15 protein-coding genes are annotated in these 15,808 nt (G+C 75.5%); 6 read left to right on the plus strand and 9 right to left on the minus strand.

Features of this window, described 5'->3' with window-relative positions; translation table 11 throughout:
• Nucleotides 1–27: 27 nt before the first annotated feature.
• On the minus strand, nt 28–1,527 hold the full coding sequence (locus BAW75_RS27595) for a glycoside hydrolase family 3 protein (RefSeq protein WP_104115446.1): 1,500 nt from the start codon (nt 1,525–1,527) through the stop codon (nt 28–30).
• A 140-nt stretch (nt 1,528–1,667) separates the two neighbouring features.
• Between BAW75_RS27595 and BAW75_RS33280 the strand changes: the two genes are divergently transcribed.
• The 4 genes from BAW75_RS33280 (at nt 1,668) to BAW75_RS27610 (ending at nt 5,227) form a co-directional block, all read left to right on the plus strand.
• Nucleotides 1,668–1,790 carry a hypothetical protein gene (locus tag BAW75_RS33280; protein ID WP_255358596.1) on the plus strand — a complete coding sequence of 41 codons (123 nt, stop codon included), beginning with the start codon at nt 1,668–1,670 and terminating at the stop codon, nt 1,788–1,790.
• Nucleotides 1,791–1,858: 68 nt separating this feature from the next.
• Nucleotides 1,859–3,490 carry a RecQ family ATP-dependent DNA helicase gene (locus BAW75_RS27600; RefSeq protein WP_104115447.1) on the plus strand — a complete coding sequence of 544 codons (1,632 nt, stop codon included), beginning with the start codon at nt 1,859–1,861 and terminating at the stop codon, nt 3,488–3,490.
• A 64-nt stretch (nt 3,491–3,554) separates the two neighbouring features.
• The gene (locus BAW75_RS27605; RefSeq protein ID WP_104115449.1) at nt 3,555–4,058 is read left to right on the plus strand and encodes a hypothetical protein; all 504 of its coding nucleotides are present in this window, start codon (nt 3,555–3,557) and stop codon (nt 4,056–4,058) included.
• 125 nt (nt 4,059–4,183) lie between these two features.
• Nucleotides 4,184–5,227 carry an AraC-like ligand-binding domain-containing protein gene (locus BAW75_RS27610; RefSeq protein ID WP_043325022.1) on the plus strand — a complete coding sequence of 348 codons (1,044 nt, stop codon included), beginning with the start codon at nt 4,184–4,186 and terminating at the stop codon, nt 5,225–5,227.
• Between the two features lie 170 nt (nt 5,228–5,397).
• Here BAW75_RS27610 and BAW75_RS27615 read toward each other — a convergent pair whose 3' ends face one another.
• The 8 genes from BAW75_RS27615 to BAW75_RS27650 are packed head-to-tail and all read right to left on the minus strand — an operon-like array spanning nt 5,398 to nt 14,094.
• Complete coding sequence (locus BAW75_RS27615; RefSeq protein ID WP_043325023.1) at nt 5,398–6,387, minus strand: DNA topoisomerase IB; 990 nt, start codon at nt 6,385–6,387, stop codon at nt 5,398–5,400.
• Nucleotides 6,371–7,330: a glycosyltransferase family 9 protein gene (locus tag BAW75_RS27620; protein ID WP_069089899.1), complete on the minus strand. Its 960-nt coding sequence runs from the start codon at nt 7,328–7,330 to the stop codon at nt 6,371–6,373. The genes BAW75_RS27615 and BAW75_RS27620 overlap by 17 nt, the downstream gene beginning before the upstream one ends.
• The gene (locus tag BAW75_RS27625; protein ID WP_104115451.1) at nt 7,327–8,028 is read right to left on the minus strand and encodes an SDR family oxidoreductase; all 702 of its coding nucleotides are present in this window, start codon (nt 8,026–8,028) and stop codon (nt 7,327–7,329) included. Before BAW75_RS27625 ends, BAW75_RS27620 begins: the two co-directional genes overlap by 4 nt.
• Nucleotides 8,029–8,071: 43 nt before the next feature.
• Entirely contained in the window at nt 8,072–9,568 is a 1,497-nt protein-coding gene (locus tag BAW75_RS27630; RefSeq protein WP_104115452.1) for a PfkB family carbohydrate kinase, read from the minus strand.
• Nucleotides 9,565–10,257 (minus strand): D-sedoheptulose-7-phosphate isomerase, encoded by a 693-nt coding sequence (locus BAW75_RS27635; protein ID WP_104115453.1) that lies wholly within the window; start codon nt 10,255–10,257, stop codon nt 9,565–9,567. Before BAW75_RS27635 ends, BAW75_RS27630 begins: the two co-directional genes overlap by 4 nt.
• Nucleotides 10,257–11,474, minus strand: coding sequence for a glycosyltransferase (locus BAW75_RS27640; RefSeq protein WP_043325028.1), 1,218 nt, complete (start codon nt 11,472–11,474; stop codon nt 10,257–10,259). The genes BAW75_RS27635 and BAW75_RS27640 overlap by 1 nt, the downstream gene beginning before the upstream one ends.
• Complete coding sequence (locus tag BAW75_RS27645) at nt 11,459–12,433, minus strand: glycosyltransferase (RefSeq protein ID WP_064448753.1); 975 nt, start codon at nt 12,431–12,433, stop codon at nt 11,459–11,461. The genes BAW75_RS27640 and BAW75_RS27645 overlap by 16 nt, the downstream gene beginning before the upstream one ends.
• A complete protein-coding gene (locus BAW75_RS27650; protein WP_104115455.1) occupies nt 12,430–14,094 on the minus strand; it encodes an HAD-IIIA family hydrolase in 1,665 nt (554 codons plus the stop codon). The genes BAW75_RS27645 and BAW75_RS27650 overlap by 4 nt, the downstream gene beginning before the upstream one ends.
• A 175-nt stretch (nt 14,095–14,269) precedes the next feature.
• Here BAW75_RS27650 and BAW75_RS27655 point away from each other — a divergent pair, with 175 nt between their 5' ends.
• Entirely contained in the window at nt 14,270–14,791 is a 522-nt protein-coding gene (locus BAW75_RS27655; protein WP_338109330.1) for an SRPBCC family protein, read from the plus strand.
• Between the two features lie 15 nt (nt 14,792–14,806).
• Entirely contained in the window at nt 14,807–15,574 is a 768-nt protein-coding gene (locus BAW75_RS27660; RefSeq protein ID WP_043325031.1) for a polyprenol monophosphomannose synthase, read from the plus strand.
• Nucleotides 15,575–15,808: the final 234 nt, after the last annotated feature.

The raw sequence follows: 15,808 nt of genomic DNA on the forward strand, positions 1-15,808 counted from the left end.
GACCTCCCCACCCGGCCGGCCCGGGAGTCAGCGGCCGCCGCTGAGCACCTCGGCGGCGGCGCGGGCCGCGGCGGCGGTGGCGCCGTGGGTGGCCAGGTGCACCGCGCCGGTGACCAGCTCGGGCACGCCCAGTTCGACCACCACCGCGTCCGGGCGCGCGGCGAGCGCCCGGCGCACCGCGTCCCGCATCCAGTCGTGCCGGTGCAGGTCCCGCACCACCAGCACGAGCGGCCGTCCGGCCGGCAGGTCGCCCGGGTCGGCCGGTACGGCGTCGGCGGCGTAGCGGGCGGTCGTGGTGCCCGGCGCCAGGCTGGCCAGGGGCGCGGCGATCCCCCACGGCGTCTCCTCGCCGATGGCGATGTTGCGCGGCGGCGCGAACTCCACCACGTGCGCCGGCCCGGCCAGCGGCAGCAGCGCGGCGTCGCCGCTGACCCGGACCGCCCGGCGGGCGGCGGCCAGCCCGATCGGTGAGCCGTCGGCCGGTGGCGTGCCGGCGACCCGGCGGGCGCGGGCGGCGACGCTCCAGGCGGCGAGCTGACCGACGCGCTTGGCCGCCTCGGCGAGCCGCTCCTCGGGCAGCTCGCCGCTGATCACCGCCGCGACGATCGCGTCGCGCAGCTCGCGGGCGTCGGCCTCGGTGGCCCGTTCCCCGCCCACGCAGATCGCGTCCGCGCCGGCCACGAGCGCGCGCACCGCGGCGCCGGTGAAGCCGTACCGGTCGGCCACCGCCCGCATCTCCACCGCGTCGGTGACCACCACGCCGCCGAAGCCCATCTCCTCGCGCAGCAGCCCGCCCAGCACGCGCGGGCTGAGCGTGGCGGGCAACTCCGGGTCCAGCGCCGGCACCAGCAGGTGGCCGGTCATCACCGCCTGCGCCCCGGCGGCCACGGCGGCCCGGAACGGGGCCAGCTCGACCGCGTCGAGGCGGGCCCGGTCGCCGCCGATGCGGGGCAGGTCGTGGTGCGAGTCGACCCGGGTGTCGCCGTGCCCGGGGAAGTGCTTGGCGCAGGCGGCGACGCCGCCGGACTGCAGGCCGCGTACCCAGGCGGCGGTGTGCCGGGCGACCAGGTCCGGGTCGGCGCCGAACGCGCGCACCCCGATCACCGGGTTGGCCGGGTTGGAGTTGACGTCGGCGTCCGGGGCGTAGTCCAGAGTGACGCCGACGGCTGCCAGTTCGGCGCCGAGGTCGCGGGCGACCTCCTCGGTCAGCGCCGGGTCGTCGATCGCGCCGAGCGCGTAGTTGCCGGGCCGGGAGCTGCCCCGGGCGGACTCGATCCGGGTGACGTCGCCGGCCTCCTCGTCGATCGCCACGATGACGTCCGGCCGCTCGGCCCGCAGGTTCGCGGTGAGCGTGGCGACCTGCTCGTGGTCGACGACGTTGCGGGCGAACAGGACGACCGAGCCGAGTCCTTCGCCGAGCCAGCGGCACACCCACGGCGGCGGCGTGGTGCCGACGAACCCCGGTTGCAGGACGGCGGCGGCGAGCGCCGCCAGATCTCCGGTCGATCCCTCGGTCCGCTCGCTCATGTGCTGTCGTACCCCCGTCTCCCCCACGGACCCGCCGGGGCCGGCGGGTGCTGACATGGTCACACCGCGCAGCTAAATAGTCAACAATCCTTACTGTTAGGCCGGTGGCGTCCCGCGACCTCCCGTGGGAGAGTTCCCACATGTCCGCCCTGCCGCTCGCCGACGCCACCAGCGCCGCCGACATCCCCGGCGTACGGCTGCTCGGCCTGATCGTCGGCGGCCTGTTCCTGCTGATCGCCATCCGCGCCATGTTCCGCCGCTGATCCGCACCGGGCGGGTGAGCGGCGCAGGCGGTTTCGCGCGGGATCGCCGGGGGTAGCTGAGGCGCTTGATGAAACTGACCACTCACTCCTCCAGCCTGCGCCGGGCGGCACGGAACCTGTTCGGCTGGACCGCGCTGCGGCCCAACCAGCTCGCCGCCATGCGCGCCGTGATGAAGCGCCGCGACGCGCTGGTGGTGCTGCCCACCGGCGCCGGCAAGTCGGCGATCTACCAGATCCCGGCCAGCCTGATCCCCGGCCCCACGGTGGTGATCTCCCCGCTGCTGGCGTTGCAGCAGGACCAGATCGCCGCGCTCAACGAACGGCAGCGCCCGGAGCTGCGCGCGGTGCGGATCAGCTCGGACGAGAGCGCCGCCCAGCAGGCCGAGGCGATCGAGGACATCCGGGCCGGGCGCGCGGAGTTCCTGTTCATCACGCCGGAGGCGCTGAGCAACCCGGACCGTCTCGCCGAGGTACGGGAGCTGAGGCCGGCGCTGGTGGCGATCGACGAGGCGCACTGCATCTCGGCGTGGGGCCACGACTTCCGGCCGGACTACCTGGCGCTCGGTCACCTGATCGACGGGCTGGGCCGCCCGCCGGTGGTGGCGCTCACCGCCACCGCCTCCCCGCCGGTACGCGACGACATCATCGCCCGGCTGCGGCTGCGCGAGCCCGAGGTGGTGGTCTCCGGGCTGGACCGGCCCAACCTCTTCCTCGAGGTGGCCCACTGCCCCACCGACGACTACCGGTGGCGGCGGCTGATCGCGCTGCTGCGCGACGACGAGCGGCCCGGCATCATCTACGTGCCGACCCGGCGGGCGGCCGAGGAGCTGGCCGAGCGGCTCACCGGCGCCGGTTTCCCGGCCGAGTTCTACCACGGCGGCATGCCCACCGCGGCCCGGCACGAGCTGCACGAGGCGTTCCTCGCCGACCGGGTGCCGATCATGGTGGCCACGTCGGCGTTCGGCATGGGCATCGACAAGCCGAACATCGCCTGGGTGGTGCACATGGCGCTGCCCGACTCGCCGGACAGCTACTTCCAGGAGATCGGCCGCGCCGGGCGCGACGGCTCACCGGCCCGGGTGCTGCTGCTGTGGCGCGCCGAGGACGTCGGCCTGCAGCGCTACTTCAGCGGCGGGCTGCCGGACGAAAAGGAGCTGACCGAGCTGGCCGCGGTGCTGCGCGGCAAGGCCCGCAACCGCAAGGAGCTGCGCGAGCTGACCGGGCTCGGCCCGCGCAAACTGGGCCAGTACCTGTCCCTGCTGGAGCAGGTCGGCGCCGCCGAGCCGCGCGCCCGGCAGCGCATCGGCGCGCCCCGGTACGCCCCGGCGGCCGCCGAGTCCGGCCGGGCCGCGCTGGCCGAGGCGGAACGGCAGCAGACGGTGACCCGGTCGCGTACCGACATGATGCGCGCGTTCGCCGAGACCACCGGGTGCCGGGGCCAGGCCCTGCTGGCGTACTTCGGCGAGCAGATGCACGAGGTCTGCGGGCACTGCGACAACTGCCACGCCGGCACCAGCGTGGCCGCCGACGGCGCGGTCGGGCCGTTCCCCGTGCACAGCCAGGTGCGCCACCCGGAGTGGGGCGCCGGCCTGGTGCTCAGCTACGAGGAGGACCGGATGACTGTGCTCTTCGACGAGGTCGGTTACAAGACGCTCTCCGTGCCCGTGGTGTCCGAACAGGGACTGCTGGAACTCGACTAGCCTGACCCGGGCGCCGCGGCGGCGCCCGTCGACGAACGACGACCACGGCGAAAGGGGCCTGATCGTGATCGAGCAGCCGGCGTACACCCGGTTCGGCGTCTCCGACGAGGAGTGGGGGCTGCTGGTGGGGCTGCCGCAGTCGGTGCTCACCGCGGCGGCCGCCGCCGAGTCCGACGGCACCCGCCGCACCATGGCCGAGAACGCCGCCGGGCTGCAGACCATCGCCGCCGGCCGCGAGTCGGCGAGCCCGCTCGTCGCGGCGGTGGCCGGCGAGATCGTCGACCGGGTCGGCGACCCGGAGGCCGGCGCGGAGCTTCCGGTGCTCACGCCGGAGGACCCGAAGGCGATGATCGAGGACGTGCTGGCCCGGGCCGGCCAGGCCGCCGCCCTGCTCGCCGCCCGGGTGGACGAAGGCCAGGCCGGGGCGTACCGGCACTGGCTGGTGGACATCGCCGAGCAGGTGGTGGGCGCGGCCTCCACCGGCGGCATCCTGGGCCTCGGCGGCGACACGGTGACCGACTCGGAGCGACGGTTCCGGGACCGGCTGGCCCAGGTGCTGAACGACTGAACGGACTGCTAACAGAAGGCTCCCCGGTCCGTCAATGACGGACGTCACGGCCCCACGGGTGTCGCTTTTCGGCCCCGTGGGGCGTCCTGGTTCTAGCAGGTGTGACGAACCACGGGGGTCGGTTGATGGACGGGAAGCTGCGCCGGCAGGTGCTCGACACGGAGGATCTGCCACCACGCGAGCGCTTCGGCATGTGGCTGGACATGATGGCCAGCACCCCGACGCCGCTGCGGGTGCACACCGCGCACGCCGACGACTTCGTCGCGCGGGCCGAGTTCGTCGAGCTGGGCCGGATGCGGCTCATCCGCTACCGCTACCCGTCGGTGGACTGCGTCCGCACCTCGAAGCTGATCCAGCGCTCCGACCCGGACTACTACCTGCTCGCGCTCACGCTCACCGGGACCAGCCAGGCCGACCAGGCGGGGCAGCGGGCCTGCTGCCGCCCCGGCGACCTCACCTTCTACGACTGCTCCCGCCCGCACGAGGTCAGCCACCACGCCGACCCGGCCGGGCCCGCGTACGCCCGCTCGATCGTGGCCCTGATGCCGTACGACGCGCTGCCGCTGCCGCGCCGCCGTCTCGCTCCCCTGTTCGCCGGGCGGATGTCCGGCTCCGAGGGCGTCGGCGGCCTGCTCGCCGACTTCCTCGTCCGGATCACCGCGCACCCCGAGCAGTACCACGCCGCCGACGCCGAGCGGCTGGGCGGGATCGGCCTGGACCTGGTCGCCACGCTGCTCGGCCGCAACCTGGTCTCCGAGGAGGCGGTCCCCACCGAGATCCGGCGGCGCGCCCTGCTCGCCCAGGTGCGCTCGTACGTGGAGCAGCACCTCGGGGACGCCTCGCTGGACCCGGGCCGGATCGCCGACGCGCACCACATCTCGGTGCGCTCGCTGCACCGGCTCTTCGAGGACGAGGAGACCACCGTCGCGGCGTACATCAGGGACGAGCGGCTGGCCCGGTGCCGGCGCGATCTCGCCGACCCGGCGCTGAGCGACCGCTCGATCCAGCTCATCGCCGCCCGCTGGGGGTTCCGGGACAAGGCACACTTCAGCCGGGCCTTCCGGGCCGCGCACGCGGAGACACCGCAGGCATTCCGGGCCCGTCATCTGGAACCGGCACGGATCGTCAACACCACGGCATCCGCAGTCAACTCGGCGCGGACATACTGAACGCAGGGCTGAGACCGCTCCCAGCGGCGGCCCACTGGTATCGGGGGGCCGTGGCGTGGCGTCCGCGGCGGCCCGGCCGCGGGCGGCCGCCCCGGTGGCGGTCTCCCCGCATCCGCGCCGGACGAGGTTTCCGGCCCCGTCGCGCTTCCCCCCAGGACCGACGGGGCCGGTCAGCCGGCCTCCTCCTCCAGCAGCGCCAGCACCGACTTCTCCACCGCCTCGCGCGGCATCTCCGGCTGCACCGGCGCCAGCACCCCGTCGTGGTAGAGGTCGACCACCCGCGGGTCCACGTAGGAGGCCCGCGCCACCGTCGGGGTGTTGCCGAGCAACTCGGCGACCGACCGCATCACCCCGGCCACCGCCCGCTTGCGGGCGGTGGCGGAGCGCTGCGGGCCCACGTTCGCCAGCTCGGCCGCCGCCAGCACGGTGGCGTGCCAGGTACGGAAGTCCTTCGCGGTCATCTCCCCGCCGCTGGCGTCGCGCAGGTAGTCGTTCACCTCGTCGCTGCGCACGTCGCGCCAGGACCGGCCGTCCCAGTAGCCGAACAGCCGCTCCTGGGCCCGCCGCCGCCGGCGCAGGTTGAGCAGCACCCGGCACAGCTCCGCGTCCTCGATCCGGCGGACCTGCTCGATGCCGCCCTTGGCGGGGAACTCGAAGACCACGCACCCGCCCCGGGAGCGGGTGTGCTCGGGGCGCAGCGTGGCCACCCCGAAGGTCGGGTCGTCGCCGGTGGCGTACTGGTCGCTGCCGACCCGGAAGGCGCCCATGTCGAGCAGCCGGGCGACGGTGGCGAGCACCCGCTCCCGGCGCAGGCCGCGCAGCGCCAGGTCCTGCGTGACCCGGTCCCGCAGCGCGGGCAGCCGGTGGGCCACCTCCAGCACGTGGTCGAACTTCGCCTCGTCGCGCTTGCGCCGCCAGCCCGGGTGGTAGAGGTACTGCTTGCGGCCCGCCGCGTCGATGCCGGTGGCCTGGATGTGGCCGTTCGGGTACGGCGAGATCCACACGTCCTGCCAGGCGGGCGGGATGACCAGCTCGCGCAGTCGGGCCAGCTCCCCGGCGTCGCGCACCGGCTCGCCGGCCGGGTCGAGGAACAGCCAGCCCTTGCCGCGCCGCCGGCGCGCGTACCCCGGCCGGCCCGGATCGCTACGCCGCAACCGCACCAGATACCCGTTCCACGTCGGCCACCGCGGCCACCACCTCGTCGATCCCGATGGCATTCAATGTCGGGTGGCTTCCTACCCCGCGTGACCCGGTCGAATCCGGGTTGACGTGCGTGGGCTCGATCGCACCGAGGGCGCGGTGGCGAGGCCGGTCCGCCGGTGGCCCCCAGTGCGCCGCCGGCACCGGCCCGAACAGCACCACCGAGGCGGTGCCGTAGCCGGTGGCCAGGTGCGCCACGCCGGTGTCCCCGCTGACCACCAGCCGCGCGCCCGCGACGAGCGCGGCCAGCTCGGCCAGCCCGGTCCGGCCGGCCAGCACCGCCTCCGGCGGCAGCCCCCCGTCGCGGGCGACCCGCTCGGCCAGCGCCCGCTCGCCGGCAGATCCGGTCACCGCCACCCGGTGACCGCGCGCGGTCAGCTCCCGGGCCAGCCCGGCGAACCGCCGCGCCGGCCAGCGCTTCGCCGGGATCTTGCTGCCCGGGTGCAGCAGCGTCAACCCGGCCGGTACGCCGCCCGCCGCCGGACGGCGCAGCGCGAGGTCTCCCGGGTCGGCCGGCAGGCCGTACGCGTGCAGCAGGCGGCACCAGCGGCGCACCTCGTGCTCGTCGTCGTCCCAGGCCGGGCCGTCCGGGTGCCCGGCGTCCGGGTTGCGGTGGGCGAGCAGCCGGCCGGGGCGTACGGCGGCCAGCGCCCGGTGCGACTGCGGCCCCCGGCCGTGCAGGTTGACCGCCACCTCCGGCGGCGGTCCGGTCCACGCGATCCGGTCCGGTCCGGTGGTGGGCAGTACCCGGTCGACCGCCCCGGTCAGCTCCGCCAGCGGCGCCAGCCAGTCCGGCGCGGCGAGCACCAGTTCCCGCCCCGGCAGGCCGGCGCGCAGGCCACGCAACGCCGGCACGGCGGTGACCAGGTCGCCGACGCCGAGCGCCCGCAGCACCAGGATCACGGGTACGAGGACTCCTGCGCGGCGCACACCACCATCTCGCGTACCGCGCAGCCGGCCGGCTGGGAGAGCGCGAACATGACCGCGGCGGCGGTGTCGGACGGCTCGTTGAGCACCGCGTCCGGGCCGGGGCGGTACTGCGCGTCCCGCTCGTCGAAGAACGCGGTCCGCATCCCGCCCGGGATCAGCAGCGTCACGCCCACAGTGCCGGCCAGCTCGGCGGCGAGCGCCCGGGTGAAGCCCACCACCCCGAACTTCGCCGCGCAGTACGCCGTCGCGTCGCTCACCGCCTTCACGCCCAGCGTCGAGGCCACCGTGACGATGTTGCCGCGGGACGCCTCCAGCCAGGGCAGCGCGGCCCGGATCACCGCGGCCGTGGCGAGCAGGTCCACCGTGATGATCCGTTCCCAGGTCTCCGCCGGGATGTCGGCCAGCTTCCCCGGCACGTCCATGCCGGCGGCGGTGACCACGGCGTCCAGCCCGCCGGAGCGTTCCGCGAGATCGCGCGTGGCGGCCTCGGCGGCTCGGGTGTCGGCCAGGTCGCACTCGGCCCAGGGCACACCGTCGGCGGGACGCTGCCGGTCCAGCACCAGCGGGCGTCCACCGGAGCGGGCCACCGCGGCGACCACCGCCGCGCCGAGCCCGCTCGACCCGCCGGTGACCAGGACCGCGGGCCCGGCACCGGGAGCGGGGGCGTTCATGCCGCCGCCCGCGCGACCGCGCCGGATCGGATGCGTCGCTCGTTCATCGTGCTCCCTTCGCCGTGGACCGGACCACCGTCTGCGCGACGGCCTCCGCCGGGTCGAGCGTCGTGGCCGGCCAGCCGCCGCTGCCCCGTCCGGCCCGCGCGGCCGCGATCATGTCGGTGGTCGAGCGCCCGTCGAGGTACGGCACCACCACCGTGTGCCCGCCCCAGCGGGCCAGGATCTCCGACTCGGGCAACGTCTCGGCGCCGCCGCCGCTGGCGTAGTCGCCGCCCTTGACCCAGATGTCCGGACGCAGCCAGGACAGCGCCGCCTCCGGGGTCGGCTCGTCGAAGATCAGCACCGCGTCGACGCAGCCGAGCGCGGCGAGCAGCCGGCCCCGGTCGCCCTGCGGCACGACCGGGCGCTCCGGTCCCTTGAGCCCGGCCACACTGGCGTCGGAGTTGAGGCAGACCACCAGGCAGTCGCCGAGTTGCCGGGCCGCCTGGAGCGTCGCCACGTGCCCGGCGTGCAGCAGGTCGAAGCAGCCGCCGGTGGCGACCACGGTGCCGCCGGCCGCGCGTACCCGGGCCACCACCTCACCGGCCGCCCCGGCGCCGACCCGGTCGCCGCCGCCGGTGACCACCGCCGGGGCCACCGCCCGTACCGGGGCCGGCAGCGCGGCGGCCACGCCACCCCCGGCCACGTACGCGGACGCCTGCGCGACCGCCTCCTGCACCGCCTCGGAGACCAGCGCCCCACGGGCCAGGGCCAGCGTCGCGGTGGACGCGAAGCGGTCCCCCGCCCCGCAGGTGTCCCCCTCGGCCGGTGGCGCCGGCACCACCAGGGGCGTGGATCCGGCGTGACAGAGCAGCGCGCCGTCCCCGCCGAGCGTCACCGCTACCGCGCGCGCCTGCCAGCGCCGGCGCAGCGCCTGCGCACTGCGGGACGCGGCCGCGAGGCGGGACCCGCCCGGCGGCGTCTTGGCCAGGTCGCGGGCCTCCGGCTCGTTCGGAGTCGCCAGGTGCACCCCGGGTACGGCGGCCGGACCGCGCGGATGCGGGTCCCAGACCACCGGCGCCCGGGTGGCGGCCAGCGCGGCGCGCAGCGCGGGATGCCCGGCCACGCCCCGGCCGTAGTCGCTCACCAGCACTGCGGACGCGTCGGCGATCAGCCGCAGCACGGCGTCGCTCGGCTGACCGGGCACACCGGCCGCGCCGCCCCGGTCGTGGCGCAGCAGCACCCGGCCGCGTACCCGCAGCCGGACCTTCTCCGGGGTGGCGCCGGCCAGCGGCAGCGCGTACAACCGCACCCCCGCGGCGGCGAGCAGCGTGCCGATCCGGGCCCCGCCGGCGTCGTCGGCGACCGCGGTGACCAGCGCGACCTCGGCGCCCTGAGCGGCCGCGAACACCGCGGCCAGGCCGGCGCCGCCGGGACGGTCGACGGAGGAGGTCTCGTCCAGCACCGGCACCGGGGAGTCCGGGCAGAGCCGGTTCACCAGACCCTCGACGTCGCGGTCCAGCAGCGTGTCCCCGAGCACCACCACCGGCCCCCTCATGCCCGGCCTCCCGGTCCGGCGGGCGCCGCCGGGTCCGGGTCGCCGAGCACCACCTCGACACCGGTACGCACCGGTTCGGCCGGCGCCGGGGCGGCGAGCGCCGCGGGCAGCGCCCGTTCGACGTACTCGCAGAGCACGTGCGAGGCCACCAGATGCAACTCCTGCACCACCTGCCCGTCCGGCGAGTCGATCGCCAGGTGCTCGTCGCAGAGGTCGGCGAGGGGGTTGGGCGCGGGTCCGGTGAAGGCCCAGGTGCGCAGGCCGGTCTGGTGGGCGGCGTGGGCGGCGGTGAGGAGGTTGGTGCTGGTGCCGCTGGTGGTGAGAAGCAGGAGGATGTCGTGGGGTCGGCCGTGGGCGCGCACCTGCCGGGCGAAGGTTTCGTCGTATCCGTAGTCGTTGGCGATGGCGGTGAGGGCGCTGGTTTCGGCGTGCAGGGCGATGGCGGACAGGGGTTGGCGGTCGTGGCGGAGTTTGCCGACGAGTTCGGCGGTGAGGTGCTGGGCTTCGGCGGCGCTGCCGCCGTTGCCGGCCACCAGCAGCCGCCCGCCGGCGGCGAGCCGGTGCGCCAGATCCTCACCCCAGCGGGCCAGCATCCGCTCCGACTCCCGCAGCGGCAGCAGCGCGGCGGCCAGCAGCGCCAGATGGTCCTCCAGCAGCGTGCCGCCGGCGGCCGGCGGGGTCGCCGTCATCAGGCGACCACCCGGGTGGGACGGCCGACGCTGGCCACCTCGCCGTACAACTCGGTGAGGCGGTCCGCGGTGGTGGCCCACGAGTAGCGGGTGCGCGCCCGCTCCAGGGCCGCGGTCGCGTAGGCGAAGCGGCGGATCCGGTCACCGAGCAGGCCCCGGATCGCCGCGCCGAGCGCCGCCGGATCGCGGGCCGGCACCAGGTCGCCGGTGCGGCCGGGCACCACCGTGTCGATGAGCCCGCCGACCGCGGTGCCGACCACCGGCACGCCGCACGCCATCGCCTCCAGCGGAGTGAGCCCGAACGGCTCGTACCAGGGGGCGGCGACGAGCACGTCCGCCGACCGGTACCAGCGGCCCATCTCCTCCCGGGGCACCGCGCCGACCAGCCGTACCCGGTCGGCGACGCCGAGCGAGCGGGCCAGCGTCCGCAGGCGCAGCGCGTACGGGTCGGTCTCCAGCAGTCCGGCCGGCGGGCCGCCGACCACCACGCACTCGGCGTCCGGCACCTCGGCGACGGCCCGGATGACGTCCTGGAAGCCCTTGCGCTCGACCAGCCGGCCGACGGTGAGGATGCGGGCCCGGCCGCCGTCACGGTCGGCGACCGGGCCGAGCGGGGCGAACGTGGACAGGTTCACCCCCGACGGCACGACTGTCATCCGGGAGCGGGGCACACCCATCCGGACCAGCTCGGCGACCTCGTCCTGGCACTGGGCGACCACCCGGTCCACCGAGCGGCCCAGCTTCCGCTCGTGCTCGACCCGGCCCGGCGGGCTGGTGTCCTGCGCGCCCTGGTGGCGGCGCTTGACGGTGCCGAGCGCGTGGTAGGTCTGCACCACCGGCACGCCCGCGCGGCGGGCCGCGGCGAGCCCGGCCAGCCCGCTCATCCAGAAGTGCGCGTGCACCACCTCGGGCTGCCAGTCGCCGGTGCGCCACCGGTCGGCCAGCCAGTTGCCGAACGCCGGCATGTACGGCAGCAGGTCGTCCTTGGCCACCGGCTCTGCCGGCCCGGCCGGTACGTGCACCACCTCGTACCCGTCCGGAGCACGCACGCTCACCGGCAGGTCCACCGCGTCGAGCCGGGTGTAGACCCGGACGTCGTGACCGGCGGCCGCGAGCGCGGCGGAGAGCTCCGCGACATGCGTGTTCTGGCCACCGGCGTCCTCCCCGCCGAGGACGGCGAGCGGGCTGGCGTGCTCCGAGATCATCGCGATGCGCATACTTCCTCCTCCAGCAGCCGGTCCCAGTCGGCGAGGAAACGCTCCAGGCCGTAGCGGCCCCGGGCGGCGGCCCGCGCCGCGGCGCCCGCCCGGCGGGCGGACTCCCTGTCGTCCAGCAGGCCACGGGCGGCCTCGACGAGCGTGTCGACCCGGGTGGACAGCGCGCCCGCCTCCGGCGGGACGGCTTCCACCGCTTCGGTGGTGGCCAGCGCCACCACCGGCATGCCCATGGTCATGGCCTCGACGAGGCTGAGGCCCAGTGAGGTCCAGCGGCACAGGTGCAGGTAGGCGCGCCGTTTGGCGAGTTCGGCGTGCATGGCGTGCTGGGGTACGTCGTCGTGGCTGGTCAGCCGGTCCTCGGGCAGTCCGAGGTGGGCGGCGAGACCGGCCACCTTCATGCCGTAGACGTCGAGCGGGGCGAGCGCGGCGAACCGGGCGAGCAGGTCGGTGCCGGTGACGCGCCAGCGGCGTACCGGCTCGTTGATGACCACGGCGAGGCGGTCGAGTTCGCCGGTCCATTCGACGGCGGGCGGTACGACGCCGTGGTCGACCACCGTGGTGCGGGTGCCGCCGTTGTCCCAGAACAGCTCGTTGAACGCGGTGACGTGGGTGAGCAGCAGGTCGTCGCGGTCGGCCATGGGATGACGGGTGTTCGGCACGTCGCCTTTCGGCGTGTTGTGCTCGACGTAGATCGCCGGGACGTCGCGTCCGGGGCGGCGGCCGAGCCACTCGGCGGCCAGGTCGAGTTCCTCCGGGCGCTGCAGGATCACCAGGTCCACGTCGGCGCCGCGCAGGTCTTCCGGCGTGACCTCGACCGCGCTGTCCGGCCACGGGTAGGTGCGCGCCCGGCCCAGCCCGTACGGGCCCCGGTCCGGCGTCACCGGCACCAGGTAGCGGTGCTTGCCGTGCACGAAGGACGTCGTCCACGACCCGTGGACGTGCCACAGCAGGATGTTCATCCGACCACCCCGCCCGCCACCGGCGCCGGCACGCCGAGCAGCCGCAACGCCTCCAGCACCCGGCCCGGCTCGACCGCCGACAGGCACGGGTGCCCGGGGACCGGGCAGACGGTGGCGCGGGTGTCCCGGCAGGGCGCCGCCGCGTCGCCGAGGCGCACTGTCGGCACCCGGTAGGGCCCCCACTGCCCGAACGGCACCGTGGGCGCGAACAGGCTCACCACCGGCACGCCGAGCGCGGCGGCCAGGTGCGCGGGGCCGGTGTTGCCGACCACCAGCGCGCCGGCGCCGGCGACCACAGCGGCCAGCTCCGCCAGCCCGGTACGCCCGCCGAGGTCGACGCCGCCCGCCGCCGCGACCCGGGCGGTCAGCTCCCGCTCGTCCGGCCCGCCGGTGACCACCACCCGGTGACCGGCCGCGGCGAGCACCCGGACCACTCGCGTGGCCAGTTCCTCCGGGCAGGCGCGGGTCTCCACCGAGGACCCGGGATGCAGCACCACGTAGCCGGGCGCCCCGGCCTCGGCCGCGGGCGGCGGAAGCCGGTCGGAGCGGATGCGCAGGGCGGGTTCGTCGTGGCCGGGCAGCGCGAATCCGGCGGCGGCGGCGAGGGACAGGGCGCGTTCCGGTTCGGGTACGCCGGCCGGGACGCGGTGGCGCACGTCGAGCAGGCTGCCCGGATAGTCGTCGCTGATCGCGCTGATCCGGGGCACCCCGGCCAGGCGCAGCAGCAGCGCCAGGGGCAGCGCGGACTGGTGGAAGGAGGTGAAGACGACGGCTTCGTCGGCGCGTACGGCCGCGAGCCGGTCGGTGAGCGCGCGCATGTCGCCCGGGTCGACGGGTGGGGCGGGCGCGTCGATCCACGGCAACGGCGCTTCGATGATCTCGTCCACGCCGGGCAGCAGTTCGGCCGCCGCCCGGCCGCGTGGCCCGCACAGCAGCACCACCCGCTGCGCGCCGGCCGCCACCGCGCGGATGCCGGGACCGGTCACCAGCACGTCACCGGCGGCGTCGCTGCGGACCACGAGGATCGTGCCCCGGCGGTTACGGCCCGCGCGTTGCGGCGCGGCCGTGAGGCGCATCCTGGCCAGCACTGTGCTCACCGCGTCCGGCAGGTCGGCGGCGACGGTCGGCGCGGCGGCCACCTCGGCGGCCCGGGTGGCCGGAGTGGGCACCATGATCGTGGCAGCGCCGGCCGCCGCGGCGGCGGCCGTGTCCGCGCCGATGTCGCCGATCAGCACGCACCGGGTCGGTGTGGTGCCGAGCGCGCGGGCTGCCTCGTGTACGAGCCCGGGCGCCGGCTTGCGGCAGGCGCACCCGTCGGCTTCCGCGTGCGGGCAGATCGCCCAGTGGTCGAAGGGCCCGAGCAGTTCCTCCACCCGGGCGTTGACCAGCCTCAGCTCGTCCGCGGTGAAGCAGCCGCGGGCCAGGCCGGACTGGTTCGTCACCACGGCGAGCCGCAACCCGGCCGCCCGCAACCGGTCCAGCGCCTCCCGGGCGCCCGGCACCGGCCGTACCTTCTCCGGGTCGCCGTTGTACGGCACGTCCTCGATCAGCGTGCCGTCCCGGTCCAGCAGCACCGCGTCGTAGAGGCCGGACGGGAACCGGTCAGCACCCGGGTCAACCCGGGCTGACCTGCACTGATCCCGCTCCTGGTCCCGTCGCACGGGCGGCGGGTTCCCGAGCCCCCGAGGAGTAAACGTCGACGTCGGCGCCAGGCGCGCCCCGCCGGTGCCGGCGCACACGTTGCCACGACCGTTCCGGTCCGGCGATACCCGCCGCCCCCGAGAAGCTAACCCGCATCGCCGTTAGCGGCGGCCCGGGGCGGGGTACCGGTTGGTGATGGCGGTTGTGGAGAAAGTGATCGACGCACCTCCGGAGCAGGTCTTCGAGGTGCTCGCGGACGGGTGGACGTACAGCGACTGGGTGGTGGGCACCGTGCACGTGCGGGACGTGGACGACACGTGGCCCCGCGTCGGCAGCAACCTGCACCACCGGGCCGGGCCCTGGCCGTTCTCGCTCCAGGACAAGTCCACCGTGCTGGAGTGCCGGGCGCCGCACCGGCTCGTGCTGCGCGCCGGGTTGTGGCCGGCCGGCGAGGCGATCGTGGCGTTCGCTCTGGAACCGCTGGAGGACGGCCGGACCCGGGTGACCATCGGCGAGGACTTCGCCGCCGGGCCGCTGCGGTGGGTCCGGACCAAGCTCAACGACCTGGTGCTGCATCTTCGCAACCGGGAGACGCTGGCCCGGCTGTCCGACATCGCGACCCGGCAGAAGCCGGAGCGGGATCGACCCCTCGGCGGGGCGTCTGTGCGGCCGCCGCACGGCCCACTGGATACCCTCTCAGATGAACCTGTCCGCTGACCGAGGATGTCCGTGATGATCGAACCCGTGCAGTTACCCTCCCCGTGGGGGGATGCGCGCCTGACCGTCGTCGTTCCGACCTACAACGAGGCGGGCAACCTCCCGGTGCTGGTCGAGCGCCTGCTCGCGCTGCCTCTGCCGGGGCTGAAGGTGCTGGTCGCGGACGACAACTCCCCGGACGGCACCGGTGAGGTCGCCGACAAGCTGGCCATCGAGCACCCGGACCGGGTGACGGTGGTGCACCGCCCGGGCAAGGAGGGTCTCGGCCGGGCGTACGTGGACGGCATCGGCCGGGCGCTCGACGACGGCGCGGACTTCGTCGCCCAGATGGACGCCGACCTGTCGCACCCGCCGGAGGCGCTGCCCGGCATGCTCGGCGCGCTGCTGTCCACGCAGGCTTCGGTGGTCATCGGCTCGCGGTACGTGCCCGGCGGTGAGCTGGACGAGAACTGGCCGCTGTACCGGCGCGCGCTCAGCGGCTGGGCCAACCTGTACGTGCACACGCTGCTGCGCGTGCGCATCCGTGACCTGACCGCCGGCTTCAAGATCTGGCAGGCCGAGGCGCTGCGCGCGATCGGGCTGGACCGGGTCCAGTCGAACGGCTACAGCTTCCAGGTGGAGATGCACTACCTCGCCACCAAGCTGGGCCACACCATCCTGGAGGTGCCGATCCGCTTCGAGGAGCGCCGCGACGGCGACTCGAAGATGACCACCGCCACCAAGATCGAGAGCGCGTTGATGCCGTTCAAGCTGCGCAGCCGGCACCGCAACCTCGACTCCTGATCCGCTCTGCCCTGCCGCGCGCCCGCAACGCGCCCTCACGCCGCTGTCACGGCGCGTGAGGGCGCGCTCGCCCCGCCATGTCCCGCACCCCGCGCCTTTGCTCTGCCGCCACCGGCGCAGCACCGCGTTGACCTGGGGCGCTCTCCCGGCGCCACGGCCCCACCCCAGGCGCAATCAAGCACGCTGCGTAACCAACGCCGCATGCCTCACCGCTCCACCCCGCCACCCCGCCAC

The organism is Micromonospora chalcea (assembly GCF_002926165.1).
Classification (GTDB): domain Bacteria; phylum Actinomycetota; class Actinomycetes; order Mycobacteriales; family Micromonosporaceae; genus Micromonospora; species Micromonospora chalcea.